Origin of the sequence: Micromonospora sp. RP3T (assembly GCF_003027925.1) — a bacterium.
In the GTDB taxonomy this organism is placed as follows: Bacteria; Actinomycetota; Actinomycetes; order Mycobacteriales; family Micromonosporaceae; genus Micromonospora.
This window is the reverse complement of sequence record NZ_PYPS01000015.1, coordinates 1-26191: the sequence shown is the minus strand read 5'-3', so window position 1 is coordinate 26191 and position 26191 is coordinate 1. Positions and strand designations below refer to the sequence as shown.

Below are 26191 nucleotides of genomic sequence, written 5' to 3'. Positions count from 1 at the left end.
GGGAGTGCCTCCGGCAGGGGGTGCGGCGGTCGCCGGGCGCCTTCGGGCCCGCCCTCACGGAGTCGAAAGGGCGCCCGGCGACCGCGGTTCGGGGGGCGGCGGTCCGCCGGGGGTCAGTCGATGGCCTGGTCGACGGTGGCCTTGTCGATCGCGATCGGGGTCTGCTTCCAGCGGGCCAGGATCTTGCCGTAGGTGCCGTCGTCGATCAGGGACTGCACAGCGGCCCGGTACGCCTCGGCCAGCTCCTTGTTCGCCTTGAGGAATCCGAAGCCGTTCGGGCTGGCCAGCCAGCCGTTGGGCGAGGACGGGTCGTCGACCAGCTCGGCCTTGCCGGCGAGCGAGCCGGCGGTCTCCACCAGGTTGACCCGGGTGGCGGCGACCACCTGCACGTTGCCGGCGATCAGCGCCTGCACCGCCTGCGGGTTCTCCGGGTACTCCTTGATCGCCAGCGGCCGGCCGGCGCAGCTCTCCTTGGCGTAGGCCGCCAGGTTCTTCGCCTGGTTGCTGGCCTTCTGCACGGCGACCGTCCGGCCGCAGAGGTCGGCCACCGTCTTCACGCCGAGCGGGTTGCCGGCGGCGACCAGGAACCCGGTGCCGGAGGCGGAGTAGTCGACGAACGTGGCGACCTGCTGGCGTTCCTTCTTGTCGGTGATGCCACCGGCGATGGCGTCGTACTTGGCGGCCTGGAGGCCGGGCACCAGGCCGTCGAACGGCTGCTGGGTGAAGGTGGCCTTGAGGCCGAGCCGGGCCGAGGCGGCCTGGAACAGGTCGGGGTCGAGGCCGACGAACTGGTCGGTGCGGCCCTCCACCTTGAAGTCGACGAACGGCTGGTAGGGGGCGTTGGTGGCGACCGTGACGGTGCCGCGACCGCGGACGTCGGACGGGACCTTGGCCGCGACGGCCTTGTCGGTCTCGATCGGTCCGACACCGTCGATGGTGACCGAGACGGGCGTGATCTCGTCGGTGGCGCCGCCGGTGGCGGTGCCACCGCAGGCGGCGGTGGCGGCGAGCAAGGCCGTGGTCACGCCGAGCAGGGCGAGGGAACGGATGCGCATGGGGAGTCCTTCCGGGGGCCGGATCAGCCAGCCCCCGGACTGTAACTCACGTTACGATCTCGGTGGGGTTACAGTTTTTTGTAACGGACGTTTCAGTGGTCACCGAACGCCTGCTGCGCCCCCTCCATCGCCTTCAGCCGCGCGCCGGCCGCCGGGCCGAGCCTGTCGATCAGCGCCGCGACCAGCGTCTCCACCAACGCCAGCGTGGGCACGAAGCTGTCGTACGGCGACGGCGAGTCGACCCGGGCGGGCAGCACCACCTCGGCCAGCCCGGCCACCGGCGACAGCCACCGGTCGGTGAACAGCACCACCCGGGCGCCCCGCGCGGTCACCTCCCGGGCCAGCGCCAGCGTCGGCTCCTCGTACCGACGGAAGTCGAAGAGCACGACGAGATCCCGCTTGCCGACGTCGACGAGCAGGTCGGCGCGGGCCACCGGGCCGGGCGGCAGCAGCCGGCTGTTGCCGCGCACCTGCATCAGGTGCAGCACCAGGTAGCTGGCCACCAGTGCGGAGAACCGACCACCGGCCGCGGTGACCCGGAACTGCTGGTCGGCGAGGAGCCGCACGGCCGCGTCCAACTCCCCCCGGGGCAGGTCGGCGAGCGTGCCGGCCACCGCCGCCGGCAGCGTCGCCGCGGCCCGGGGCAACGCGCCCTCCGGGGGCGCCCCGCCGTGCTCGGCGGCCCGGTAGGCGGTCAGCGGCGAGGTCTCCCGCTCCGCCAACTCGTCGCGCAGCGCCCGCTGGAACTCCGGGTACCCGCCGAACCCGAGCCGGGACAGCAGCCGCAGCACGGTCGGCGCGCTCACCTCGGCGCGTTCGGCGAGCGCGGCCACCGTGCCCAGGCCGGCGGACGGGTAGGCGGCGAGCAGCGTGCGGGCGACCCGGCGCTCGGCCGGGCTGCACTCGCCGAGTCGCCCACGGATCAGCGCCGCGACGCCCACCACGTGCGGATCGTCGACAGTTTCGGAGTTCGGCACGAGCAGAGCGTAACGGCCCACCGATCGGTGGGCGGGCGTCGCCCGCCCGCCCACGAACCCGTTCCGGTCAGGACTTCGTGATCGCGCAGGCGTAGTCGGCGGCGCCGGAGCCGGCGTACGCCTCCAGGTCGAGGTGGTAGGTGGCCGAGCCGGCGGCGGTCCGGGTCAGCGTGACCGACTCGTCCGCCCCGGCGCCGTCGTTCACCGACCGGGTCAGCGTGCTGCCGGTGGCGCTGAGCAGGTACAGGTCCGCGTCGTAGGCGGACGGCACCGCGCAGTTCACGGTCAGCGTCTGTCCACTGCCGAGCGTGAGCGAGAAGTAGTCCCGGTCGGCGGTGCTCTCCATGTCCCCGGTGACGGTGGCCGGGTAGGTCAGTCCGGAGATGTCGTTCGCGGCGGTCCGGGAGTCGTTCGGCTCCACCTCGGCGTAGGACGACCCGCCCGACGGCGGCGGGGTGGACGAGCAGTCGGTCACCGGCGTGCCGCTGTAGAGGCTGCTGTCCGGTACGCCGGCGCGCACGCTGCGCAGGTAGTAGCCGCAGGTGGGCCGGTTGGCGAAGTCGTAGCTCTGCCCGTTGGTCAGCTTCCAGATCTTGACGCCGGTGTACGTCAGCGGCTGCCCGGACACCGCCACCTCGGGCTGGTGGTCGCCGAGCACCACGTACGCGCTCGGGCCACTGAGCGTGGCCCGGCCGGCCCGGTCCACGTAGAGCGACGCGCCCTCCTCGACCCCGACGCCCCACGCCTTGCCGCCGGTGACCAGCCCGTCCTTGACCGCCCGGGCCACGAACGCGATGGTCCGGCCCATCCGGTCCCGGGTGACGAAGTGCGAGTCGTTGATCGTGCCGGCGTAGTTCGGCCAGCGGAACATGCCGGTGGTGAACGTCAACGACCTGTCGTACGGGTTGGCCAGCGCGGTCGCCGAGGTGGCGCTCGCGGCGCAGGCGTCGTAGACCACGTCGCTGTTGACGTGGTGCCCGGCGCTGCCACCGCCGACGCCGCCGCCCTTGGCCACCACCGACTCCACCGACGCCTCCAGCGCGGTGCCCTTCCAGGCCACGTAACGGCACTGGTCACCACCGGCGAAGTAGACGAACTCGGCGTTGCGGATGTCCGTGTTGACCTGGCTGTTGTTGCCGTCCGCGGTGGCGGTCAGGGTGAGCGTGGTGCAGGAGTTGACGCCGGCCAGCGGCGTGATCACGTCGCACTCGGGGGTGCCGGAGCCGGAGCCGGCGATGACCACCACGTCGATCGCGCCGGTGCCGCCGCGGATCGCGTCGATCGCCCTGGTCATGGTGGCGGTGACGATGCCGCCGGAGCCGTTCATGGTGTACGCCGGGCCGGACCAGCTCGCCCGGCTGGCGTCCGTGGCGCTGCCCTGGCGTACCCGGGTGACCTGGGCGTGCGCGGCGGTGACGCCGAGCGGGGCGACGGTGAGCAGCGCGGCGACGGCCGCCGTCACGGTGAGTCGGCGAGAGTTGCGGGAAGGGGACATGGGCACCTCCGAGGGGCCACGAAGCGATGAAACAGAAGTTACATCCATTAAGTTCACTGCTCAATACGTAACTTCTGTTACATCGATGTGACGGCGGCGCCGGACCCACGGTCCGACGCCGCCGCGCCCGCGTCAGGCCGGTCGGATGCCGACCACCACGTCGGTGAACGTGGTGGCCGTCGCGCCCCGCCAGGCCGCGAAGCCGGCGCCCCGGGTCAGCCGCGCCACCCACGTCGGGTCCTTCTCGTACGACGTGCCGCCGACCGTCACGCACCCGGCACGAGCGGCCAGCCCGTCCTCCACCAGCCCGACCATGGCGTAGTCGTAGAAGACGTCCTCGGACGGCGTCGCGGTGCACGCACCGGCGGCCGGCCGGACGCGCGGCTTGCCGGCGGCCGGCACCAGCCGCCACCGCGGCGCGTCGTACGCGTCCCCGGCGGTGAGCCGGCTCCACCGCACGCCCTCGATCCCCCACACCCCGCCGTGGTCGGTGACCCGGGCCCGGCGCAGGTCCAGCACGCCGACCCCGCGCTGCCCGAGCACCCGCAGCGACTGCCGCCGGCCGCCGACGCCGGTCACCTCCAGCGCGGTGTTCTCGTCCAGGCCGAACACCCGCTGGTGCCCGGTGTCCGAGGCGAGGCGGATCGACCGCGCCTCCCGCCCCCGGCGGGAGAAGTGCGTGTCGACAAGCCCGGCGGTGAAGAACCCGAACCCGCCGCGCGGCAGGTAGCCGAGCACGTCCGGGTCGTCGAAGTAGCCCGGCTTCGCGCCGTCACGCAGCCCCGGCTCGGTCGCACCGCCGGTGATCATGTCCCGGCCCGCCATGATCTGCGCGCCCGCGCTGGTGCCGGCGACCACCGCGCCGCCGCGCAGCTTGCGCCGGATCGCGGCCAGCGCCGCGCTGTCCCGCTGCGCCGCACCCCGGGTCATCGTGGTGACGTAGCGGTACTGGTCGCCGCCGCCGAGGAAGAACCCGGTCATCGACTCGATCCGCCGGACCACCGCCGGATCGTCGGCGGCGCCCGGGTGGTCCAGGTCGATCGGGATCCACCGGGCGTCGGCCACCCCGTAGGAGCGGAACAGGTCCGCGTAGTACTCGCCGTTGCAGACGCTGTTGTTGCAGTCCGGCGTGCCGGCGTCGGGATCCTCGGCGGGCACCGGAGCGCCCGCGGTGAGGATGCCGATCCGGGCCTTTCCGGGGCCGCCGGCCAGCCGGACGATGTCGTCGTAGATCTCCCGGTTGTCGTCGGCGAGCGCGCCACCGACCAGCACCAGACTGCCGCCATGGCGGTGCGGGTGGGACGCGGTGGCCGAGGCCGGGACCGCGGCGACCGGCACACTGAGCGCGACCGCCGCGCAGGCGCCGACCCCCAGGGTCAGCAGGCGGTTCAAGGGCATGGTTGCTCCTCACAGAACCGTGAGGGCGGGCCGCGAGCAGAGCGTACGGCATCCATGCCGCAGCGACAATGTTGAGAGCGCTAACATCGTTGCTCGTTGATCTCACCCGCCAACGAAGCGTTGACAGCCGACTATGTAAACGCCACGCTAAGGGCGATTGTTAGCGTTAACTTGGTCGTCATCTCCGTCGGAGGAGGATCGATGGACCCCACCACCACCCGTCGTCGCCTGACGGTCGCACTCGCCCCCCTGGCCCTGCTGGTCGCCGTGACCGCGTCCGTGCTCGCCCCGGACGCGTCCCCGGCGCGCGCCGCCGGCACCGGCCCCTGCGACATCTACGCCGCCGGCGGCACGCCCTGCGTGGCCGCGCACAGCACCACCCGCGCGCTGTACGGCGCCTACGCCGGGCCGCTCTACCAGCTGCGCCGGGCGTCCGACAACACCACCCGCGACGTCGCCCCGCTCGCCGCCGGCGACGTGGCGAACGCCGCCACCCAGGATGCGTTCTGCGCCAACACGAGCTGCCTGATCAGCGTCATCTACGACCAGTCCGGCCGCGGCAACCACCTGACCCAGGCCCCGCCCGGCGGGTTCTCCGGCCCGGCGGCCGGCGGCTACGACAACCTCGCCGACGCCACCCTCGCCCCGGTCACGCTGAACGGCCGCAAGGCGTACGGGGTGTTCGTGGCGCCCGGCACCGGCTACCGCGACAACACCACGAACGGCATCGCCAAGGGCGACCAACCCGAGGGCATGTACGCCATCTTCGACGGCACCCACTACAACGGCGGCTGCTGCTTCGACTACGGCAACGCCGAAACCAACAGCCGCGACAACGGCAACGGCACCATGGAAGCCATCTACTTCGGCAACATCAAGGTCTGGGGCTACGGCACCGGCAACGGCCCCTGGATCATGGCGGACCTGGAGAACGGCCTCTTCTCCGGCGTCAATCCCGGCTACAACGCCAACGACCCGTCGGTGAGCCACCGGTTCCTGACCGCGATCGTCAAGGGCGAGCCGAACCACTGGGCCATCCGGGGCGGCAACGCGCAGTCCGGCGGGCTGTCCACGTACTACAACGGGCCCCGCCCCAACGCGCCCGGCTACAACCCGATGAAGAAGGAGGGCGCGATCATCCTCGGCATCGGCGGCGACAACAGCCACGGCTCCGCCGGCACGTTCTACGAGGGCGTGATGACCTCCGGCTACCCGACCGACGCCACCGAGAACGCGGTCCAGGCCAACATCACCGCCGCCGGCTACGCGGCGGCCACCGGCGGCAGCCGGCAGAACGTGGAGATCGTCGGCGGCCAGTCGGGCCGCTGCGTCGACGTGCCGAACGGCAGCACCGCCAACGGCACCCAGGTGCAGCTCTGGGACTGCTGGGGCGGCACCATGCAGCGCTGGACCTACACCGCCGCCCGGCAACTCCAGGTGTACGGCAACAAGTGCCTCGACGCCGAGGCGTCCGGGACCACCGCCGGCACCCGGGCCATCATCTGGGACTGCAACGGCCAGGCCAACCAGCAGTGGAACCTCAACGGCAACGGCACCATCAGCAGCGCCCAGTCCGGGCTCTGCCTCGACGCCACCAGCCAGGGCACCGCGAACGGCACCAAGGTCGCGCTCTGGACCTGCAACGGCGGCGCCAACCAGCAGTGGAACCTGCGCAACTGATCCGGCGGCCGGGCGGGCGACGGCCCGCCCGGCCGACCCCGTACTCCCGTCCCGGAGGCTTCGCATGCCCGCTCCCCTCATGAACCGCCGGCTGCTCCTGCAGGCGACCGGCGCGACCGCCGTCGCGGCCACCGCCGGCGCCGCCGTCGGTTCCCTCACCGGCGGTGGCGCGGCCGGCGCGGCGCTGGCCCCGGCCCGCCCGGACATCGGCGTCTCCGCGTACGCGTTCGACCCCGGCCAGGTACGGCTGACCGCGAGCCGCTGGCTGGACAACCAGAACCGCACGCTGGCCTACCTGCGTTTCGTCGACGTCAACCGGCTGCTCTACAACTTCCGCGCCAACCACCGGCTCTCCACCGCCGGGGCCGCCGCCAACGGTGGCTGGGACGCGCCGAACTTCCCGTTCCGCACCCACATGCAGGGCCACTTCCTGACCGCCTGGGCGCAGGCCTGGGCGGTGACCGGCGACACCACCTGCCGGGACAAGGCGGTCACCATGGTCGCCGAGCTGGCGAAGTGCCAGGCCAACAACGGCGCGGCCGGCTTCAGCGCCGGCTACCTGTCCGGCTTCGGAGAGTCCGACTTCGCCGCGCTGGAGGCCCGGACGCTGAGCAACGGCAACGTGCCGTACTACTGCGTCCACAAGACGCTGGCCGGCCTGCTCGACGTGTGGCGCCTGATCGGCAGCACCCAGGCCCGCGACGTGCTGCTGGCGCTCGCCGGCTGGGTCGACCAGCGCACCGGCCGGCTCACCTCGGCCCAGATGCAGGCCATGCTCGGCACCGAGTTCGGCGGCATGAACGCGGTGCTCACCGACCTCTACCAGCAGACCGGCGACGCCCGATGGCTGACCACGGCGCAGCGCTTCGACCACGCCGCGGTGTTCAACCCGCTCGCGTCGAACTCCGACCAGCTCAACGGACTGCACGCGAACACCCAGGTGCCGAAGTGGATCGGCGCGGCCCGGGAGTACAAGGCCACCGGCACCACCCGCTACCGCGACATCGCGACCAACGCCTGGACCATCACCGTCGGCGCGCACACGTACGCCATCGGCGGCAACAGCCAGGCCGAGCACTTCCGCGCGCCCAACGCCATCGCCGGCTACCTGCGCAACGACACCTGCGAGGCGTGCAACACCTACAACATGCTCAAGCTGACCCGGGAGCTGTGGCAGCTCGACCCCGACCGGGTCGGATACGTCGACTTCTACGAGCGGGCGCTGCTCAACCACATGATCGGCCAGCAGAACCCGGCCGACAGCCACGGCCACGTCACGTACTTCACCCCGCTGAACCCGGGCGGTCGACGCGGGGTCGGCCCGGCCTGGGGCGGCGGCACCTGGAGCACCGACTACAACTCCTTCTGGTGCTGCCAGGGCACCGGGCTGGAGACCAACACCAACCTGGCCGACGGCATCTACTACCACAACGGCACCACGCTGACCGTCAACCTGTTCCTGCCCTCGGTGCTCACCTGGAGCCAGCGCGGCATCACGGTCACCCAGAGCACCTCGTACCCGGTCTCGGACACCACGACGCTCACCGTCACCGGCTCGGTGGCCGGGTCGTGGACGATGCGGATCCGGATCCCGTCGTGGACCACCGGAGCGACCGTCAGCGTCAACGGCACGGCGCAGGGCATCGCCACCACGCCCGGCAGCTACGCCGTGCTGACCCGCGACTGGGCCGCCGGGGACGTGGTCACGGTCCGCCTGCCGATGCGCGTGACCACGATGGCCGCCAACGACGACGCGGCGGTCCAGGCGGTCATGTACGGGCCGGTGGTGCTCTCCGGCAACTACGGCAACGCCACGCTGAGCGCGCTGCCGACGCTGGACGTCGCCTCGGTCACCCGGACCGGGGGCGGCTCGCTGGCGTTCACCGCCACCGCGAACGGCGCCGCCGTCAACCTCGGACCGTTCTACGACGCGCACGGGTTCAACTACACGGTCTACTGGCGGGCCGGCACGGGCGGCGGCGGTGGCGGCGAGGCGAGCTTCCGGCTGGCCAACGTCGCCAGCGGGCTCGTGCTGGGCATCCAGAACATGTCCACCGCCGACGGCGGGCTGGCCCTCCAGTGGGGCGACACCGGCACCGCCGACCACGACTGGCAGCTCCTGGTCGACGGGTCGGCGCTGAAACTCCGCAACGTCAACAGCGGCAAGGTGCTCGGTGTGGAGAACATGTCCACCACCGACAACGCGCGGATCCTCCAGTGGGCCGACAACGGCACCGCCGACCACCTCTGGACCGTGGTCGACGTCGGCGACGGCACCCACAAGCTGCGCAACGTCAACAGCGGCAAGCTGCTCGGCATCTCCGGCGGCTCGACCGCGCAGGGCGCGACGGCGGTGCAGGATCCGGACAACGGCGGCGCGGACAACCAGTGGCGTTTCCTGCCCAACGGCGCCCGGCGGCTCCAGAACCTCGGCAGCGGGCTCGTGCTCGGCGTGCAGGACATGTCCACCGCCGACGGCGGACTGGTCATCCAGTGGGGCGACTCCGGCACCGCCGACCACCTCTGGACCGCGCTCGTGGACACCGGCGGCTACCTGCGGCTGCGCAACTCGAACAGCGGCCGGGTGCTCGGCGTCGAGGGCGGCTCCTCCGCCGCCGGCGCGCGGATCGTCCAGTGGGCCGACAACGGCGCCGCCGACCACCGCTGGCGGCTGCGCCACGGCGGGAACGGCTACTTCCGGATCCAGTGCGCGAACGGCGGTCGGGTGCTCGGCCTGAGCGGCGGCTCCGGCAGCCAGGGGGCACAGGCCGTGCTCGGCGACGACTCCGGCGCCGCGCACCAGCGCTGGCGCTTCGTCTGAGACTCGGGGTACGCGGCGCCCCGCCCCGCGTACCTCCGTGGTGACGCCGTCGCCGCCGGGCCGGGCGACCCGGCGGCGACGGCTCCGCCCCGCCGCGCGGGCCGGCTGATCGGACGCGCCCGGCGGACGCCCCGGCGCGACGCGGGGCCGGGGTGGGCCGAGAACCGCTCAGCGCAGCGGGGGCGAGGCTCAGCGCACCGGGGGTGGGCCGACGCTGCGGCGCGGGACCAGCGCCGGCGCGATGGTCTGCCGCAGCGGCCCGACACTGGCGGACTCGATCTGGGTCAGCAGCAGATCGAGGCTCGCCCGGGCCACCGCCCCGAAGTCGGGCCGCACGGTGGTCAGCGGCGGGATGAAGTAGGCCGCCTCGGGCACGTCGTCGAAACCGACCACGCTGATGTCGTCCGGCACCCGCCGGCCGTGCTCGTGCAACGCCCGCAGCACACCGAGCGCCAGGTGGTCGTTGGCGGTGAAGACGGCGGTGACCTCCGGCATCCGGGCCAGCATCTGACCGCACCGGTAGCCCGCCGCAGCCGACCAGTCCGCCGGGACCAGCGGCGGCACCTCGGCGCCGGCGAGCCGCAGTGCCTCGCGCCAGCCCTCGATCCGGCCGGCGCTGTCGAACCAGTCCGACGGGCCGGACACGTGCCAGACCGTGCGGTGCCCGGCGTCGAGCAGGTGCTGGGTGGCGGCCCGGGCACCGGCCACCTGGTCCACCGTCACCAGCGGGATCGGCCGGCGCGGATCGCCGTCGACGGTCACCAGCGGCACGTCGTGGGGCAGCCGTTCCAGTGCCTCGCCGGCCGACTCGACCGGCGCGATCACCACGATGCCGGCCACCCGGTGCGCGAGGTGACGCTCCACCGCGGCCGAGATGGACCGGTGGTCGAGGTCGCTGACGCTGCCGACGCTGACCGCGAAGCCGGCCTCGGCGGCGGTCTGCTCCAGCGCGGCCAGCAGCGAGGCCGGACCGTAGAGCGTGGTGTTCTGCGCTACCACGCCGATCACCTGGGATCGGCCGGTGACCAGCGCGCGGGCCGCGCGGTTGGGTCGGTAGCCGAGTTCGGTGATCGCCGCCTGGACCCGCAGTCGGGTCTGCTCCCGCACGTTGGGATGCCCGTTCAACACCCGGGAGACCGTCTGGTGCGAGACGCCGGCGAGGCGTGCCACGTCCGTCATCGCAGGACCGCGCACGGCCACCTCACTTTCGCCACTGCCCACGTGGCCGAACCGGGTCGACGTCGACCGGCCGGCCCGGGTGGCGACAGTCTACGCCAGTTGTCCCACCGGTCACGGTACGGTCGATCCACCGTTCGCGTCATCCTGTCGGATTATCGGAGAATTGACGACGAGCCCATTCTCCATTCCTGGCGACCACGGGGAAGCCGCAGCTCCGGACCGGTCGGAGGACCGGGGTGGGGCATTTCCGGCGAGTGCCGGCACCCCACCCCGGGCAATTCTCCGACGCGTCGGGCGCGGAAAATGGTGACCCGCGTCACGGCGACCGAACCGGTTTCCGGTGCAGAACTGCCGGCCCGGTCAGAATCCGCGGGCGAGCCGGTAGTACGCCTGGTTCCAGCGCAGCTCGTCGGCGAAGCGGTGCGCCTCGGTGTCGCCGTCGATGACCACCAGCTCGGTACGCGTCATCGCGGCCAGATCGCGCAGCTCCTCCACACCCACCGCCTGGGAGAGCACGGTGTGGTGCGGCGCGCCCGCCGTGATCCACGCCTCCGCCGAACCGGACAGGTCCGGCCGGGGCCGCCAGACCGCGCGGGCCACCGGCAGCCGGCGCAACGGCTGCGGCGGCGGCACCACGTCGACCACGTTGGCCACCAGCCGGAACCGCTCCCCCATGTCGGCCATGCCGAGCACCACCGCCGGGCCGGACGCTGCGTTGAAGACCAGCCGGACCGGGTCCTCCCGCCCACCGATGCCCAGCGGGTGCACCTCCGCCGTCGGCACGTCCGCGGCGATGCTCGGGCACACCTCCAGCATGTGCGCGCCGAGCACCAGCTCGTGCCCGAACGTCAGGTCGTAGGTGTAGTCCTCCATGAAGGACGTGCCGCCCTCGACGCCGACGGCCATCGCCTTCAGCGTCCGGACCAGCACGGAGGTCTTCCAGTCCCCTTCCCCGCCGAAGCCGTACCCCTCGGCCATCAGCCGCTGCACCGCGATGCCGGGAAGCTGGCGCAGGCCGCCCAGGTCCTCGAAGTTCGTGGTGAACGCGCGGAAGCCGCCGGTGTCCAGGAACGCGCGCAGACCCAACTCCTGGCGGGCGGCGTAGCGCAGCGAGTCGTGCCGGTCACCGCCGGGACGCAGCGCGGCGTCCACCCGGTAGGTGTCGTCGTACTCCTTGACCAGGTCGTCCACCTGCGCGTCGGCGACCGCGTCGACCGCGTCGACCAGATCGTTCACGCCGTAGGTGTTGACCGAGACGCCGAACCGCAGCTCCGCCTCGACCTTGTCCCCCTCGGTCACCGCGACGTCGCGCATGTTGTCGCCGAACCGGGCCAGCCGCAGCGTCCGCATCGACGACCAGCCGACCGCCGCGCGGGCCCAGGCCCCCACCCGGCCGACCACCCGCGGGTCGGTGACGTGGCCGGCGATCGTCTTGCGGGCCACCCCGAGCCGGGTCTGGATGTACCCGAACTCGCGGTCGCCGTGCGCGGCCTGGTTCAGGTTCATGAAGTCCATGTCGATGGTGTCCCACGGCAGCGCCACGTTGGCCTGCGTGTGCAGGTGCAGCAGCGGCGTCTGCAGCGCGTCCAGCCCGGCGATCCACATCTTCGCCGGCGAGAACGTGTGCATCCAGGCGATCACCCCGACCGCGCCCTGCACGGCCGCGTCCCGGCACACGGCCAGGATGTCCGCGCTGGAGGTCAGGACCGGCTTCCAGCACACCCGGACCGGGATGTCCGGCGAGGCGTCCAACCGGGCGGCGATCTCCCGGGACTGGTCGGCGACCTGCCGGAGCGTGTCCTCGCCGTAGAGGCCCTGGCTGCCGGTGAGGAACCAGACCTCGGGCTGGGGGTGAGTTGCCATGTTGTTGCCTTCCGCGCTAGGAGCCGTCACTTGAACCGGATGCCGATGAGGCGCTGGAGGAGGATGAACGCGAAGAGCAGCCCGCCGATCACGATCTTCGTCCACCAGGAGTTGAGGCTGCCGTCGAACGTGATCAGCGTCTGGATGACGCCGAGCACCAGCACGCCGAGAACGGTGCCGAAGACGTAGCCGGACCCGCCGGTGAGGACGGTCCCGCCGATCACGACCGCGGCGATCACGTCCAGCTCCATGCCGACGGCGATCAACGGCGCGCCGGAGAGCGTGTAGAACGACAGCAGGATGCCGCCGATCGCCGAGCACAGCCCGCTGATGGTGTAGACGGCGATCCGGGTGCGTCCGACCGGCAGGCCCATCAGCAGCGCCGACTGCGCGTTGCCGCCGACCGCGTACACGTTGCGGCCGAACCGGGTGTACGCCAGCACGTACGCGGCCACCAGGACCACCGCGAACGCGATCAGCACACTTATCGACACGAAGTTCCCGGCCGGATTGCCGATGCGCTCCTGGGACATGCCGGTCCAGAAGCCGTCGGTGATGGAGATCGAGGCGCCGCTGATGAACGTGCACATGCCCCGGGCGAAGAACATCCCGGCGAGCGTGACGATGAACGGTTGGATGTCGAAGAAGTGGATCGCGCAGCCCATCAGGAACCCCAGGATCGGGCCGATGAGCAACGCGATCACGAGCACCAGGGCCGCCGGCATGCCGTCGCGCAGCAGCGCGGCCGACACCATCGCGGTCATCGCGACCACCGCGCCCACGGACAGGTCGATGCCGCCGGTGAGGATGACGAACGTCATGCCGACCGCGACCACGAGCACGAAACCGTTATCGATGAAGACGTTGAAGATGACCTGGACATTGGAGAAGGCGCGGTACTGGGACACCCCGATGCCGTACATGACCAGCAACAGCGTGAGGGTGGCCAGGACGGGGACGTGCCGCCGGGACAGGCTGGGCCGCCAGGACCGGCCGGTGGTCAACGACGTGCTGGTCATGCCGGCACCTGCTCCTTCTCCCGCTGCGGGGTCGCCGGGCCGGGCTCGACGCCGCGCCGGCGGCGACGGAACCGGGCCCGGAACGCCGGGGCCTGCACGAGGCAGACGGCGATGACGACGACGGCCTTGAACAGCAGCGACGTCTGCGGCGAAATGTTCATGGCGTACACCGTGGTGGTCAGCGTCTGGATGATCAGCGCGCCGAGGACGGTGCCGCTGAGCGAGAACCGGCCACCGGCCAGTGAGGTGCCGCCGATGACCACCGCGAGGATCGCGTCGAGTTCGATCCAGAGCCCGGCGGCGTTGCCGTCCGCGCTGGACACGTTAGCGGTGACCATGAAGCCGGCGATCGCGGCGCACGCGGCGCTGACCACGTAGACGAGGAAGACGATCCGCCGGGACCGGATGCCGGCCAGCCGGCTGGCCTCGGCGTTGCCGCCGACCGACTCGACGATCAGCCCGAGCGCGGTACGCCGGGTGAACGCGGCCACCAGCAACGCCGCGGCGAGCGCGATCAGGATGGCCAGCGGCAGCGTCAGGAAGTGCCCGAGCCCGATGGCCCGGTAGGGCTCGGAGTTGATCGTGATGATCTGGCCCTCGGTGACGAGCTGGGCGATTCCCCGGCCGGCCACCATGAGGATCAGCGTGGCGATGATGGGCTGGATGCCGATCACCGCGACCAGCACCCCGTTCCACGCGCCGAGCACCAGCGCGACGCCGAACGCCAGCGCCAGCGCGGTGAGCACCGTGGACGGGCTGTTCGGGTCGGCCGCCTCACTGATGTGCAGGCAGGCGATCGCGCCGCTGATGGCGCAGAGCGAGCCGACGGACAGGTCGATGCCACCGGTGGCGATGACCAGGGTCATCCCGAGCGCGACGAGGATCAGCGGCGCGCTCAACCGGAGGATGTCGATCGGGGTGCCGTACAGGTGGCCGCTCTTGACCTCCACGGCGAGAAAGCCGGGCCGGTAGACCGTGTTCGCGAGGATCATGACCACGAGCACCAGGGCCGGCCAGAACAGGCGGTGCCCGGTCAGCGGGCGGAGGCGGTCGGTGAGGGTGTTCATCGGTTCACCTCCTCCCGGGGGGTTCCGCTGGCGATGGTGCGCATGACGCGGTCCGCGTCGAGCGTGTCGTCGTTGGTGAGCTGGGCGACCATCTCACGGTCCCGCATGACGGCGACCCGGTGGCTCAGGCGCAGCACCTCCTCCAGTTCGGCGGAGATGAACAGCACCGCCATGCCGCCGTCGGAGAGCTGCACCACCAGTTTCTGGATCTCGGCCTTGGCGCCGATGTCGATGCCGCGGGTGGGCTCATCGAGGATGAGCAGGCGCGGCTCGGTGATGAGCCAACGCGCCAGCAGCACCTTCTGCTGGTTGCCGCCGGAGAGGTTGCGCACCGGCAGCTCCGGGTTCGCCGGCCGGATGCTGAGCGCCTGGACGTACTTCTGGACCAGCTCGTCCTGCCGGCGACGCGGGATCGGCCGCAGCCAGCCGCGGGCGGCCTGCATCGCCAGGATCATGTTCTCCCGGACCGACAGCTCCGGAACGATGCCCTCCGCGCGGCGGTTCTCCGAGCAGAAGCCGATGCCCCGGTCGATGGCCTGGATCGGGGTACGCAGCGGCGCCCGGCCGCCGTCGACGAGGACCTGACCGTGGTCGGCGCGGTCGGCGCCGAAGAGCAGCCGGGCCACCTCGGTGCGGCCGGAGCCGAGCAGGCCGGCCAGGCCGACCACCTCACCGGCGTGGATGCGCAGGCTGAACGGGGCGACCGCCCCGCGGCGGCCCAGCTCCGTGGCGTCCACCAGCGGAGCTCGCCCGTCCGGCGCGACGGTGGCGCGTTTCTGCTGCTCGTCGAGGCGCTCCAGCACGTCCAGCTCCTGGCCGATCATCTTCTCCACCAGGCTGAACTGGGGCAGCTCCTCGGTGCGGTACTCCCCCACCAGGGTGCCGTTGCGCAGCACCGTGATGCGGTCGGCGATGCCGTAGACCTGGTCGAGGAAGTGCGTGACGAACAGGATCGCGATCCCCTCGTCCCGGAGCTGGCGCATGATCCGGAAGAGCTGGGCGACCTCGCCGGCGTCCAGGCTGGAGGTTGGTTCGTCGAGGATGAGCACCCGGGCCCGCACGTCGATGGCCCGGGCGATGGCGACCATCTGCTGCACGGCGAGCGAGTACGTGCCGAGCGGCGCGGCGACGTCCAGGTCGAGGTCGAGCCGGGCCAGGAGCGCCCGGGCCCGGCGACGCATCTCGCCCCAGCGCACGGCGCCCAGCCGGCGGGGCTCTCGGCCGATGGAGATGTTCTCCGCCACCGACAGGTTCGTGCAGAGGTTGACCTCCTGGTAGACGGTGCTGACACCGGCCGCGGCGGCCTGCATCGGACCGGAGAAGGACACCTGCTCACCGGCGAGCGTGACGGTGCCGGCGTCGGTGCCGTAGACGCCGGTCAACACCTTGATCAGGGTCGACTTGCCGGCGCCGTTCTCGCCCATGAGGGCGTGGACCTCGCCCGGGAACAGCCGGAAGTCGACGTCGTGGAGCGCGCGCACCCCGGGGAAGGTCTTGCTGATTCCGGTCATGGTCAGGACCGGACGGTCACCCGTCATGCCATCGGACCTCTTCTGAAACGGTGGTGGCACGGGGGCCGCCGTCGGTGCGACGGCGGCCCCCGGTGTGGGGCTCAGTACTTGCGGTTGGGCAGCGCTTCCTTCGCCGTCTCCTGCGTGAAGGTGGTCTCCTCGGTCTCGATCCGGGGCGGCACCTCCTCGCCGGCCTTGACCTTCTTGGCCAGGTCCATCAGCTGCGGGCCGAGCAGCGGGCTGCACTCGGCGATGAAGTTGAACTTGCCGTCCGCGAGCGCCTGCATGCCGTCCTTCACCGCGTCCACGGTGATGATGGTGATGTCCTTGCCGGGCACCTTGCCGGCCGCGGTGATCGCCTCGAGCGCGCCCAGGCCCATGTCGTCGTTGTGCGCGAAGAGCACGTCGATCTTCGGGTTGGCCTTCAGGAACTGCTCCATGACCTGCTTGCCGCCGGCGCGGGTGAAGTCGCCGGACTGCGACGCGACGATCTTCAGGTTGGGGTTGGCCGCGATGGCCTCGCCGAAGCCCTTCTTCCGGTCGTTCGCCGGCGCCGAGCCGGTCGTGCCCTGAAGCTCGACGATGTTGACCGGACCGGTGGCCGCCTTCTTCTGCTCCACCAGCCACTCACCGGCGAGTCGGCCCTCCTTGACGAAGTCCGAGCCGAGGAACGTCTTGTAGAGCGACTTGTCGGCCGAGTCGACCGCGCGGTCGGTCAGGATCACCGGGATCTTGGCGTCCTTGGCCTCCTTGAGCACGGTGTCCCAGCCGGACTCCACCACCGGCGAGAAGGCGATGACGTCGACCTTCTGCTGGATGAAGTTCCGGATCGCCTTGATCTGGTTCTCCTGCTTCTGCTGCGCGTCATCGAACTTCAGCTCGATGCCGGCCTGACCCGCCGCCTCCTTGATCGAGGTGGTGTTGGCGGTCCGCCAGCCGCTCTCCGCGCCGACCTGGGAGAAGCCCAGGACGAGCTTGTCACTGCCGCCGCTGCCGGAATCGCCGCCGGTGTCGCTGTTGCCGCAGGCGACCATGCCGCCGGCGAGCAGCACGCCGGTCAGGACCGCGATCACCGTACGGGCCGTACTCCTGGTTCGCATCGTTCTCCTCGGGGTGGGGGGATCCGGGCGCGCGACCGGCGGGGCCGGGGCGACCGGTTGTGGTGGTGGGATGAGGTGGTGCTGGTCCGGGTCACCCGGCGGGCGGGCGCTGGCCGTACACGTTCTGGTAGCGGTCGTGGAGCGAGTCGACGTCGGCCGACGCGATCGGCAGCGGCGGCCCGAGCGCGCGGGCCAGGTGCGCGGTGCGGGCGACGTCCTCGCACATCACCGCCGCCTTGACCGCCGCGCGGGCGTCCCGGCCGATGCTGAACACGCCGTGGTTGCGCATGAGCACCGCGGGCGAGCGGTGCCCGGACAGCGTGCTGACGATGCCCTTGCCGATGTCGTCGCCGCCGATCAGCGCGAACGGACCGACCGGGATCTCGCCGCCGAACTCGTCGGCCTGCGCGGTCAACCAGCACGGGATCGCCTCGCCCCGGGCCGCCCACGCGGTGGCGTAGCCGCTGTGCGTGTGCACGACGCCGCCGACCTCGGGCATCGCGCGGTAGACGTAGGCGTGCGCGGCGGTGTCGCTGGACGGCGAGCCGGCGCCGTCGACCACGACCCCGTTGAGGTCGCAGACCACCATGGTGTCGGCGGTCAGGTCGTCGTAGTCCACGCCGCTCGGCTTGATCACCATCAGGTCCTGGCCGGGGACGCGCGCGGAGACGTTGCCGGCCGTCCAGGCCACCAGCCGGTAGCGGGTCAACTCGCCGTGCAGGCGGGCCACCGTCTCGCGGAGCGCGGTCACCTGCCGGGCGATGTCGGGGTTCATCCGACCACCTCCAGGGCGGGGTCGGCGGGCGTCCCGGCGGCGTCCACCGCCGCGTTCCGGATCGCCCGCAGGCGGAGCATGACGTCGTTCGCGCCGCGACCGAAGTGGTCGTGCAGCGCCCGGTACTCGGCGTAGAGCGCGTCGTACGCCCGCACGTTCTCCGGGATCGGCCGGTAGACGGCCTCGTCCACCCGCCCCATGGCCGCTGACGCCTCGTGGATCGACGGGTACGCCCCGGCGGCGACCGCCGCGTGGATGGCCGACCCGAGCGCCGGCCCCTGTGCGGAGCCGATGATGCCCAGCGGCCGGTTGGTGACGTCGGCGTAGATCTGCATCAGCAGGCGGTTCGAGGTGAGCCCGCCGGCCACCACCAGGTCGTCGACCGGCACGCCCGCCTCGGCGAACGCCTCCACGATCATCCGGGTGCCGTACGCGGTGGCCTCCAGCAGCGCGCGGTAGACGTCCGGCGGCCGGGTGGCCAGCGTCAGCCCGACGACCAGCCCGCTGAGGTCGTGGTTGACCAGCAGCGAGCGGTTGCCGTTCCACCAGTCCAGCGCCACCAGCCCGTGCGCGCCGACCGGCTGGGCGGCGGCCAGCTCGGTGAGCCGCTCGTGCGAGTCGAGGCCGGCCGGGGCGGCGTGCCGCACGAACCAGCCGAAGATGTCCCCCACGCCGCTCTGCCCGGCCTCGAAGCCCCAGGCGCCCGGGCTGATGCCGCCGTCGACCACGCCGCACATGCCGGGGACCTCGGCGGGGTGGGTGCCGTTGAGCACGTGGCAGGTGGAGGTGCCCATGATCGCCACCAGCCGGCCCGGGCGCAGCGCCTGCGCGGACGCGGCGGTGACGTGCGCGTCGACGTTGCCGACCGCGACCGCGATGCCCTCGGGCAGCCCGGTCCAGGCGGCGGCGCGGGCGCTCAGCACGCCGGCCCGGTCGCCCAGCGGCAGCAGTGGGCCGTCCAGCTTGGCCACGAAGTCGGGGAAGCCCGGGTCGAGCGCGGCGAGGTACTCCGGCGACGGGTAGCGGCCGTCCTGCCGGATTCCCTTGTAGCCGGCGGTGCAGACGTTACGCGTCTGGACGCCGCACAGCTCCCAGACGATCCAGTCGGCCGCCTCGATGAAGCACTCGGCCCGCCGGTAGACCTCGGGGTCCTCGGCCAGGATCTGCAACCCCTTGGCGAACTGCCACTCGGCGGAGATCTTGCCGCCGTAGCGGCCGATCCACGGCTCGCCGCGCTCGTGCGCGAGGGCGTTGATCCGGTCGGCCTGCGGCTGCGCGGCGTGGTGCTTCCACAGCTTGACCCAGGCGTGCGGCCGGTGGCGCAGTTCCGGGACCTCGCACAGCGGCGTGCCGTCGGCGAGCGTCGGCAGCACGGTGCAGGCGGTGAAGTCGGTGCCGATGCCGACCACCCGGGCCGGGTCCACCCCGGCGGCGGCCAGCGCGGCCGGCACCGCCTCGCGCAGCACGTCGCGGTAGTTGTCCGGGTCCTGCAGGGCCCAGTCCGGGGGCAGCGCCGGGCCGCCGTCGGGCAGGGCCGTCTCGATCACCCCGTGCCGGTACTCGTGCACCGCGGTGCCGAGCTCGGCACCGTCCCGGACCCGCACCACGAGCGCCCGCCCGGACAGCGTGCCGAAATCGACCCCGACCACGTACCGGTCGGTCGCCTCCACGTCGCTCATCTACACCTCCACCGCGTCACGGAGTTAGTGTTAGCGCTCACATATACATCCGTCAAGACACCTCCGCGCAACGGCTGCGTAACGGAGCCGACAGCGACGCCCCGCCCTCCGCCGTCGGCGCGGGGACCGGCCCGCCCAGGCCGACCGGAGATCCACCACGGACGCCGGCGAGCGGCGGCCGACACCCGGACGGAGCGCATTGTTAGCGACAACAATCAATGTTCAAAAGTCGATGAACGAGCAGAGCGGGCAGCGACCCGCAGGGATGTCCGGAGACGCGGCGCGACGCCCCGTAGAGGGGCTCTCAACGGCTCGTTTCCGGCCCGACCGGCGACCTGGGGGCCGCCCGGGCGACCATGCCGCGACAGGCACCATGATTTACACAGTTTGATGTCAGCGATAACATTTCTGCCCTCGCCGTGCCACGGCGCACACCCCGGACGGGACGACCCGGCAGCGCCCCGCGAGGGACGGCCGGGCCGCGACGAGTGGTCGATCCGGTCGGGCGCCGGCGCGGCCGTGGACCGTTGACATCGGACGCGGAACGACACGACGGATGCCGGCCGGCCGCCGCGGGCGTGCACGACGGCGACCGGATGGCCGGCCGGACGGCGCACCCCCGTCCGGCCGGCCGCTCACCGGCTGCCCGCGGCCCGGCGCTTGTTCCAGATGTCGAACGCCACCGCGGCGAGCAGCACCAGCCCCTTCACCACCGACTGGATCGACTGGTCGATGCCCATGAGCTGCATACCGTTGCTCATCACCGCCATGATCAGGCCACCCACCATCGCGCCGACCACGGTGCCCACCCCGCCGGTGACCGCCGCGCCGCCGATGAAGGCCGCCGCGATCGCGTCCAGCTCGAACATGTTGCCCGCCGCCGGCTGGGCCCCGTTGGAGCGCGACGAGTAGATCACGCCGGCCACCGCGGAGAGGAAGCCCATGTTCACGAAGACCCAGAAGTTGACCGTCTTCACCCGCACGCCGGACAGCGTCGCCGCCGGCAGGTTGCCGCCGATCGCGTAGACCTGGCGACCGAAGACGGTACGGCGGGTGAGCAGGCCGTAGACGAGCACCAGCACGGCCAGGACGATCAGCACGATCGGCAGGCCCCGGGCGTGCGCGAGCTGCCAGGCGAACCACATGACGACGGCGCCGACCACCGCCACCCGCAGCACGAAGAGCGGGAACGACTCCACCGGCTGCTCGTGGCGGACCCGGGCCAGCCGGGTCCGGAACACGCTCGCCGCGTACCCCACGACCGCGAAGACGCCGATGAACAGCGTGAACGCGTCGAAGCCCTGCCCGCCGAGCAGGCCGTTGAGGAAGCCCGCAGCGACCCGCTGGTACTCGGCCGGGAACGGCGACAGCGAGATGTTGTCAAGCACCCGCAGCGTCAGGCCACGGAACAACAGCATGCCGGCCAGCGTGACGATGAACGCCGGAATGCCGGCGTACGCGACCCAGAGACCGTGCCAGGCGCCCACCGCGACACCCACGGCGAGCGCGGCGAGGATGCCGACCCACCACGGCATGCCCTCCCGGATCACCAGCACGGCCGAGACCGCGCCGGTCAGCGCCACCACCGACCCGACGGACAGGTCGATGTGCCCACCGATGATCACGATGACCATGCCGATCGCGAGCACCAGGATGTAGGAGTACTGAAGAACGATGTTGGTGAGGTTGCCGGGGCTCAGCGAGACGCCGTCGGTGAGGATCGCGAACAGCGCGACGATCACCACCAGGGCGATGTAGATGCCGCTCTGCCGCAGGTTGCCGAGGATCAGCGTCCGCGGGTCACTGGTCCCGGTCTTCAGGGTGGCGGCCGCACCGGTGTCGGGCGCGTCGACCTTCGGGGAGGTGGCGGGCTTCGTGCTGGTCATCCGACGAGATCCCTGTCCTTGGTCATGAGTTCCATCAGGTTCTCCTGGGTGGCGTCGCCCACCGGCACCTCGCCGGTGATCCGGCCGGCCGCCAGGGTGTAGATGCGGTCGCACATGCCGAGCAGCTCGGGCAGCTCGGAGGAGATGATGACGACGGCCTTGCCGTCCGCCACCAGGCGGTTGACGATCGTGTAGATCTCGAATTTCGCCCCGACGTCGATGCCCCGGGTCGGCTCGTCGAGGATCAGCACGTCCGGGTCGGTGAACAGCCACTTCGCCAGCACGACCTTCTGCTGGTTGCCGCCGGAGAGCTTGCCCACCACCGACATGACGCTCGGCGCCTTGATGTTCATGTCGCGCCGGCCCCGCTCGGCGATCGTGATCTCCTCGTTGCCGTCGATCCAGCCGTTGCGCGCGAGCTTGCCGAGCGCGGCGGCCGAGATGTTGCCCCGCACGTCGTCGATCAGGTTGAGGCCGTAGTGCTTGCGGTCCTCGGTCGCGTACGCGATGCCGGCGGCGATCGCCTCGGCCACCGTGCGGGCCCGCACCTGGCGGCCGTTGACGAAGACCCGGCCGGTGATGTCCCGGCCGTAGGCGTGGCCGAACACGCTCATCGCCAGCTCGGTGCGGCCGGCGCCCATCAGGCCGGCGATGCCGACCACCTCGCCCGCGCGGACCGTGAGTGAGGCGTGGTCCACCACCAGCCGGTCCTGGGTCGGGTGGCGCACGGTCCAGTCCTCGATCCGCAGCACCTCCGCGCCGGGCGTCGACGTCCGGGTCGGATAGAACGCCGCGAGGTCGCGACCGACCATGCCGCGGATGATCCGGTCCTGGGTCGCCGTGCCGTCGCTCATGTCCAGCGTCTCGACCGTGCGGCCGTCCCGGATCACGGTCGTCGAGTCCGCGACCGCGGTGATCTCGCCCAGCTTGTGCGAGATCATGATGCAGGTGATGCCCTGGTCGCGGAGCCGCCGCAGCAGGTCCAGCAGGTGCGCCGAGTCGACGTCGTTGAGCGCCGCGGTCGGCTCGTCCAGGATGAGCAGCCGCACCTTCTTGGACAGCGCCTTGGCGATCTCCACCAACTGTTGCTTGCCCACCCCGAGCTGGATCACCGGGGTCACCGGGTTCTCGTGCAGCCCGACCGAGCGCAGCAGCGCCGCGGCCTCCGCGTTCGTCCGGTGCCAGTCGATCAGCCCGGCGCGGCCACGGCGCTCGTTGCCGAGGAAGATGTTCTCGGCGATCGACAGGTACGGCACCAGCGCCAGCTCCTGGTGGATGATGACGATGCCGTGGGACTCGCTGTCCCGGATGCCCCGGAACCCGACCGGCTCGCCGTCGAGGACGATCTGCCCGTCGTAGCTGCCGGTCGGGTACACCCCGGACAGCACCTTCATCAGGGTGGACTTGCCGGCGCCGTTCTCGCCGCAGATCGCGTGGATCTCGCCACGCCGGACGGCGAGCGAGACGTCCTGGAGCGCGGCCACTCCGGGAAAGGTCTTCGTGATGTTCCGCATTTCGAGGATGTGATCGCTCATGGAAACCGTCCTGCTCGTGGCCGTCGCGTCGGTGCGCCGGCGGGCCCGGCGACGCGGTGCGTCACCGGGCCCGCCGGAGAGCGGCTCAGCCGGCCCGGCCGGCGGCGACCTCCTGGGCGGTCAGGTAGCCGGAGTCGATCAGCGCCGACTTGATGTCGTCCTTGTAGACGGTCTGCACCGGCAGCAGGAACGCGGGCACGACCTTGACGCCGTTGTCGTACGCCTTGGTGTCGTTCGCCTTGGGCTCCTGCTTCTTCAGGAACGCCTCGGCGGCGACCACGGCCTGGTCGGCGAGCAGGCGGGTGTCCTTGAAGACGGTCGAGCTCTGCACGCCGTCGTTGATGAGCTTGACGGAGGCGACCTCGGCGTCCTGGCCGGTGACCACCGGCATCTTCTTGGCCCCGCCGCGGTAGCCGGCGTTCTGCAGGGCGGTGATGATGCCCCGGGACAGGCCGTCGAACGGCGACAGCACGCCGTCGACCTTGCTGCCGTCGTTGTAGCTGGAGGTGAGCAGGTCCTCCATGCGCTTCTGCGCGGTCTCCTGCTGCCAGCGCAGGATGGCCACCTGCTCGATCTTCGTCTGGCCGGACTTCACCTTCAGCGTGCCGGCGTCGAAGTACGGCTTGAGCGTGTCCATCGCGCCGCTGAAGAAGAAGTGCGCGTTGTTGTCGTCGAGCGAGCCGGCGAACAGCTCCACGTTGAACGGGCCGGTCGCGGTGCCCTTCGAGCCGTCCTTGTTCTGCAGCCCGAGCCCGACCAGCAGCGCGTTGGCCTGCGCCACGCCGACCTTGTAGTTGTCGAAGCTGACGTAGAAGTCGACGTTCGGGCTGTTGCGGATGAGCCGGTCGTAGGAGATGACCGGGATCTTCGCCGCCGCGGCGGCCTGGAGCTGCCCGCTGAGCGCCGTGCCGTCGATCGGCGCGATCACCAGCACGTCCGCGCCCTGCGTGATCATCTGGTCGATCTGCTGCGACTGGGTGGGGATCTCGTCGCCGGCGTACTGCAGGTCGACCTTGTAGCCCTTGGCCTGGAGCTTCTCCTTCACCGAGTTGCCGTCGGCGATCCACCGCTCCGAGGTCTGGGTCGGCATCGAGACGCCGATGGTCAGGTCGCCGGGCTTGGCCGAGCTGGTGTCCCCGCCGCCACCCGCGCCCTCACCACTGCATGCGGCCAGGCTGACGGCGATCGCGACGCCACCGAGCGCGGCCAGAAATCGTCTGCGCACGAGCTTCCTCTCCCCTGCGTACTCACGGACCCACGGATAACCCTCCCCGGAGTGTTAACGCTCACAAGATTCACCGTCAACCGATGACGGGAAATGCGCATGTCTCGGTCTCGTAACAAGGCTCGGCTAAGGCCGGCGGGTGGCCGGCGGCGCGACGACGGATCGTCGCGCCGCCGACGACGGGCTCAGAGGGCGGCGCAGGTCGGGGTCAGCCCCGACGCGCTGCCGGTGCCCTGGAACCCGAACTCGGTGCTCTGTCCGGCCCCGAGCTGGCCGTTGTAGTCCACATTCGCGAACCGCACCGTGCCGGTGCTACCACTGGCGGTCGCACTCCACGTGTTCGTCACACTCGCCCCACCCGGCAACGTCAGACTCACCGTCCAACTGCGCGTACCAGCCGAACCCGCCGTCACCTTCACCGTCGCCACGAACCCACCGGTCCACGAGTTCAGCGACACCGACGCCGAACACGCACCCGGCACCGGCGGCGCCGGCGTCGTCGGACTCGGCGGCGGCGTCGTCGGGCTCGGCGGCGGGGTGGTCGGGCTCGGCGGCGGCGTGGTCGGGCTCGGCGGCGGGGTGGTCGCCCCGGTGCCGTCGAAGCCGAGGAACCGCACCGCCTGGGCGGCGTCGAACGGAATCGAGTGGCCGTAGCCCTGGAAGCTGACCGCCTCGACCGGCGGCGTCCCACCGGTGCCGCCGTAGCGGGTCCGGGTGGCGCTGGCCTGCGGGTAGTCCGTCATGCTCGGGGTCTGCGAGACGCCCAGCACGTTCGTCCACTGCTTGATCTGCTCGCCGAAGTTGACGTAGCTCAGCGTGGTGTCCGTGGTGCCGTGCCAGATCTGCATGCGGGGACGCCGGCCGGTGTAGCCGGGGTACGCGTTGCGGACCAGGTCACCCCACTGCTGCGGGGTCTTGGTGATCCGCCCGCCGGAGCACTCGCTGTTCCACTCCGAGCCGTTGGTGGTGGCGAAGCAGCCGAACGGCACGCCCGACGAGCTGACCCCGGCGTGGAAGACGTCCGGGTACACGCCGGCCATCACGTTGGTCATCATGGCGCCGGACGACGCGCCGGCGACGCCGATGCGGGCCGGATCGACCGGGTAGCGGCCCATCACGTAGTCGATCATCGACTTGAGACCGACCGGGTCGCTGCCGCCACCGCGCCGCAGCGCCTGCGGCGACGACACGTCCCAGCACTTGCTGCTGCGGGTCACCGACGGGTAGATCACGATGAACCCGTAGCGGTCGGCCAGCGGGCTGTAGCCGGAGCCGGTGTGCATGGCCGGACCGCTGCCGGTGCAGTAGTGCAGGACCAGCAGCAGGGCCGGCCGGGCCGGGAGCCGGTCCGGCACGTACAGGTGCATTTGCAGGTTTGTCGGGTTGGTGCCGAAGTTCGTCACCTGGGTGAGCGCGGCGGCGGACGCCGGGCCGGCGGCGCTGACGACGGCGACCGCCGTCGTCAGCGCGGTCGCCAGCACGGCCGCGAACAGCGCGATCTTCGCTCTCATCGACGGTTCCTCCAAGGCGGGGGGACGGGAGGGAGGCCGTCGGCCCGACCCGCGACGCGCGCGGGCCGGGCCGACGACGGGCTCAGAGGGCGGCGCAGGTCGGGGTCAGCCCCGACGCGCTGCCGGTGCCCTGGAACCCGAACTCGGTGCTCTGTCCGGCCCCGAGCTGGCCGTTGTAGTCCACATTCGCGAACCGCACCGTGCCGGTGCCACCACTGGCGGTCGCACTCCACGTGTTCGTCACACTCGCCCCACCCGGCAACGTCAGACTCACCGTCCAACTGCGCGTACCAGCCGAACCCGCCGTCACCTTCACCGTCGCCACGAACCCACCGGTCCACGAGTTCAGCGACACCGACGCCGAACACGCACCCGGCACCGGCGGCGCCGGCGTCGTCGGACTCGGCGGCGGCGT

The 26191-nt window shown here is 71.5% G+C and carries 19 protein-coding genes; 2 read left to right on the top strand and 17 right to left on the bottom strand.

Features of this window, described 5'->3' with window-relative positions; all coding sequences use genetic code 11:
* Positions 1-113: 113 nt before the first annotated feature.
* From C8054_RS14170 to C8054_RS14155, 4 genes are all read right to left on the bottom strand, one after another.
* Positions 114-1055, bottom strand: coding sequence for a transporter substrate-binding domain-containing protein (locus C8054_RS14170; RefSeq protein ID WP_107157271.1), 942 nt, complete (start codon positions 1053-1055; stop codon positions 114-116).
* Positions 1056-1147: 92 nt separating this feature from the next.
* Positions 1148-2032 (bottom strand): MurR/RpiR family transcriptional regulator, encoded by an 885-nt coding sequence (locus tag C8054_RS14165; RefSeq protein WP_233219634.1) that lies wholly within the window; start codon positions 2030-2032, stop codon positions 1148-1150.
* Between the two features lie 67 nt (positions 2033-2099).
* Positions 2100-3527, bottom strand: coding sequence for a hypothetical protein (locus C8054_RS14160; protein WP_107157269.1), 1428 nt, complete (start codon positions 3525-3527; stop codon positions 2100-2102).
* 132 nt (positions 3528-3659) lie between these two features.
* Positions 3660-4925: a cyanophycinase gene (locus C8054_RS14155; protein ID WP_199199751.1), complete on the bottom strand. Its 1266-nt coding sequence runs from the start codon at positions 4923-4925 to the stop codon at positions 3660-3662.
* Between the two features lie 201 nt (positions 4926-5126).
* On the opposite strand from C8054_RS14155, the gene C8054_RS14150 reads away from it, so the two are divergent.
* Together C8054_RS14150 and C8054_RS14145 are read left to right on the top strand one after the other, a co-directional pair.
* Positions 5127-6605, top strand: a complete 1479-nt coding sequence (locus C8054_RS14150) for an arabinofuranosidase catalytic domain-containing protein (RefSeq protein ID WP_107157268.1) — start codon at positions 5127-5129, stop codon at positions 6603-6605.
* A 64-nt stretch (positions 6606-6669) separates the two neighbouring features.
* On the top strand, positions 6670-9426 hold the full coding sequence (locus tag C8054_RS14145; protein WP_107157267.1) for a beta-L-arabinofuranosidase domain-containing protein: 2757 nt from the start codon (positions 6670-6672) through the stop codon (positions 9424-9426).
* A gap of 189 nt (positions 9427-9615) precedes the next feature.
* Here the strand turns inward: C8054_RS14145 and C8054_RS14140 are convergent, their stop codons facing one another.
* The 13 genes from C8054_RS14140 to C8054_RS14080 form a co-directional block, all read right to left on the bottom strand.
* The gene (locus C8054_RS14140; protein WP_199199750.1) at positions 9616-10605 is read right to left on the bottom strand and encodes a LacI family DNA-binding transcriptional regulator; all 990 of its coding nucleotides are present in this window, start codon (positions 10603-10605) and stop codon (positions 9616-9618) included.
* Positions 10606-10965: 360 nt separating this feature from the next.
* Positions 10966-12468, bottom strand: a complete 1503-nt coding sequence (gene araA, locus C8054_RS14135; RefSeq protein WP_107157266.1) for an L-arabinose isomerase — start codon at positions 12466-12468, stop codon at positions 10966-10968.
* A gap of 26 nt (positions 12469-12494) precedes the next feature.
* Positions 12495-13487, bottom strand: coding sequence for a galactofuranose ABC transporter, permease protein YjfF (gene yjfF / locus C8054_RS14130; protein WP_107157265.1), 993 nt, complete (start codon positions 13485-13487; stop codon positions 12495-12497).
* The gene (locus C8054_RS14125) at positions 13484-14554 is read right to left on the bottom strand and encodes an ABC transporter permease (RefSeq protein WP_107157264.1); all 1071 of its coding nucleotides are present in this window, start codon (positions 14552-14554) and stop codon (positions 13484-13486) included. Before C8054_RS14125 ends, yjfF begins: the two co-directional genes overlap by 4 nt.
* Positions 14551-16092, bottom strand: coding sequence for a sugar ABC transporter ATP-binding protein (locus tag C8054_RS14120; RefSeq protein WP_107157263.1), 1542 nt, complete (start codon positions 16090-16092; stop codon positions 14551-14553). The genes C8054_RS14125 and C8054_RS14120 overlap by 4 nt, the downstream gene beginning before the upstream one ends.
* Before the next feature lie 74 nt (positions 16093-16166).
* Positions 16167-17165: an ABC transporter substrate-binding protein gene (locus C8054_RS14115; protein ID WP_107157262.1), complete on the bottom strand. Its 999-nt coding sequence runs from the start codon at positions 17163-17165 to the stop codon at positions 16167-16169.
* 91 nt (positions 17166-17256) lie between these two features.
* Positions 17257-17940 carry an L-ribulose-5-phosphate 4-epimerase gene (locus C8054_RS14110; RefSeq protein ID WP_199199749.1) on the bottom strand — a complete coding sequence of 228 codons (684 nt, stop codon included), beginning with the start codon at positions 17938-17940 and terminating at the stop codon, positions 17257-17259.
* Positions 17937-19619 (bottom strand): ribulokinase, encoded by a 1683-nt coding sequence (gene araB, locus C8054_RS14105; RefSeq protein ID WP_107157261.1) that lies wholly within the window; start codon positions 19617-19619, stop codon positions 17937-17939. Before araB ends, C8054_RS14110 begins: the two co-directional genes overlap by 4 nt.
* Positions 19620-20254: 635 nt before the next feature.
* Entirely contained in the window at positions 20255-21505 is a 1251-nt protein-coding gene (mmsB, locus tag C8054_RS14100) for a multiple monosaccharide ABC transporter permease (RefSeq protein ID WP_107157260.1), read from the bottom strand.
* Positions 21502-23040, bottom strand: coding sequence for a multiple monosaccharide ABC transporter ATP-binding protein (gene mmsA, locus C8054_RS14095; RefSeq protein ID WP_107157259.1), 1539 nt, complete (start codon positions 23038-23040; stop codon positions 21502-21504). Before mmsA ends, mmsB begins: the two co-directional genes overlap by 4 nt.
* An 85-nt stretch (positions 23041-23125) precedes the next feature.
* Complete coding sequence (gene chvE / locus C8054_RS14090) at positions 23126-24265, bottom strand: multiple monosaccharide ABC transporter substrate-binding protein (protein WP_107157258.1); 1140 nt, start codon at positions 24263-24265, stop codon at positions 23126-23128.
* 185 nt (positions 24266-24450) lie between these two features.
* Positions 24451-25776, bottom strand: a complete 1326-nt coding sequence (locus C8054_RS14085; RefSeq protein WP_107157257.1) for a PHB depolymerase family esterase — start codon at positions 25774-25776, stop codon at positions 24451-24453.
* Between the two features lie 82 nt (positions 25777-25858).
* Positions 25859-26191, bottom strand: a 333-nt coding sequence (locus tag C8054_RS14080; protein WP_199199748.1) for a cellulose binding domain-containing protein, incomplete at its 5' end; no start/stop codon positions are given.

Bases quoted from the DNA above. Each gene is read 5' to 3' on its own strand.
- C8054_RS14170 (WP_107157271.1), bottom strand. From the start codon at position 1,055: ATGCGCATCCGTTCCCTCGCCCTGCTCGGCGTGACCACGGCCTTGCTC.
- C8054_RS14160 (WP_107157269.1), bottom strand. From the start codon at position 3,527: ATGTCCCCTTCCCGCAACTCTCGCCGACTCACCGTGACGGCGGCCGTC.
- C8054_RS14155 (WP_199199751.1), bottom strand. From the start codon at position 4,925: ATGCCCTTGAACCGCCTGCTGACCCTGGGGGTCGGCGCCTGCGCGGCG.
- C8054_RS14150 (WP_107157268.1), top strand. From the start codon at position 5,127: ATGGACCCCACCACCACCCGTCGTCGCCTGACGGTCGCACTCGCCCCC.
- C8054_RS14145 (WP_107157267.1), top strand. From the start codon at position 6,670: ATGCCCGCTCCCCTCATGAACCGCCGGCTGCTCCTGCAGGCGACCGGC.
- C8054_RS14140 (WP_199199750.1), bottom strand. From the start codon at position 10,605: ATGACGGACGTGGCACGCCTCGCCGGCGTCTCGCACCAGACGGTCTCC.
- araA (WP_107157266.1), bottom strand. From the start codon at position 12,468: ATGGCAACTCACCCCCAGCCCGAGGTCTGGTTCCTCACCGGCAGCCAG.
- yjfF (WP_107157265.1), bottom strand. From the start codon at position 13,487: ATGACCAGCACGTCGTTGACCACCGGCCGGTCCTGGCGGCCCAGCCTG.
- C8054_RS14125 (WP_107157264.1), bottom strand. From the start codon at position 14,554: ATGAACACCCTCACCGACCGCCTCCGCCCGCTGACCGGGCACCGCCTG.
- C8054_RS14120 (WP_107157263.1), bottom strand. From the start codon at position 16,092: ATGACGGGTGACCGTCCGGTCCTGACCATGACCGGAATCAGCAAGACC.
- C8054_RS14115 (WP_107157262.1), bottom strand. From the start codon at position 17,165: ATGCGAACCAGGAGTACGGCCCGTACGGTGATCGCGGTCCTGACCGGC.
- C8054_RS14110 (WP_199199749.1), bottom strand. From the start codon at position 17,940: ATGAACCCCGACATCGCCCGGCAGGTGACCGCGCTCCGCGAGACGGTG.
- araB (WP_107157261.1), bottom strand. From the start codon at position 19,619: ATGAGCGACGTGGAGGCGACCGACCGGTACGTGGTCGGGGTCGATTTC.
- mmsB (WP_107157260.1), bottom strand. From the start codon at position 21,505: ATGACCAGCACGAAGCCCGCCACCTCCCCGAAGGTCGACGCGCCCGAC.
- mmsA (WP_107157259.1), bottom strand. From the start codon at position 23,040: ATGAGCGATCACATCCTCGAAATGCGGAACATCACGAAGACCTTTCCC.
- C8054_RS14085 (WP_107157257.1), bottom strand. From the start codon at position 25,776: ATGAGAGCGAAGATCGCGCTGTTCGCGGCCGTGCTGGCGACCGCGCTG.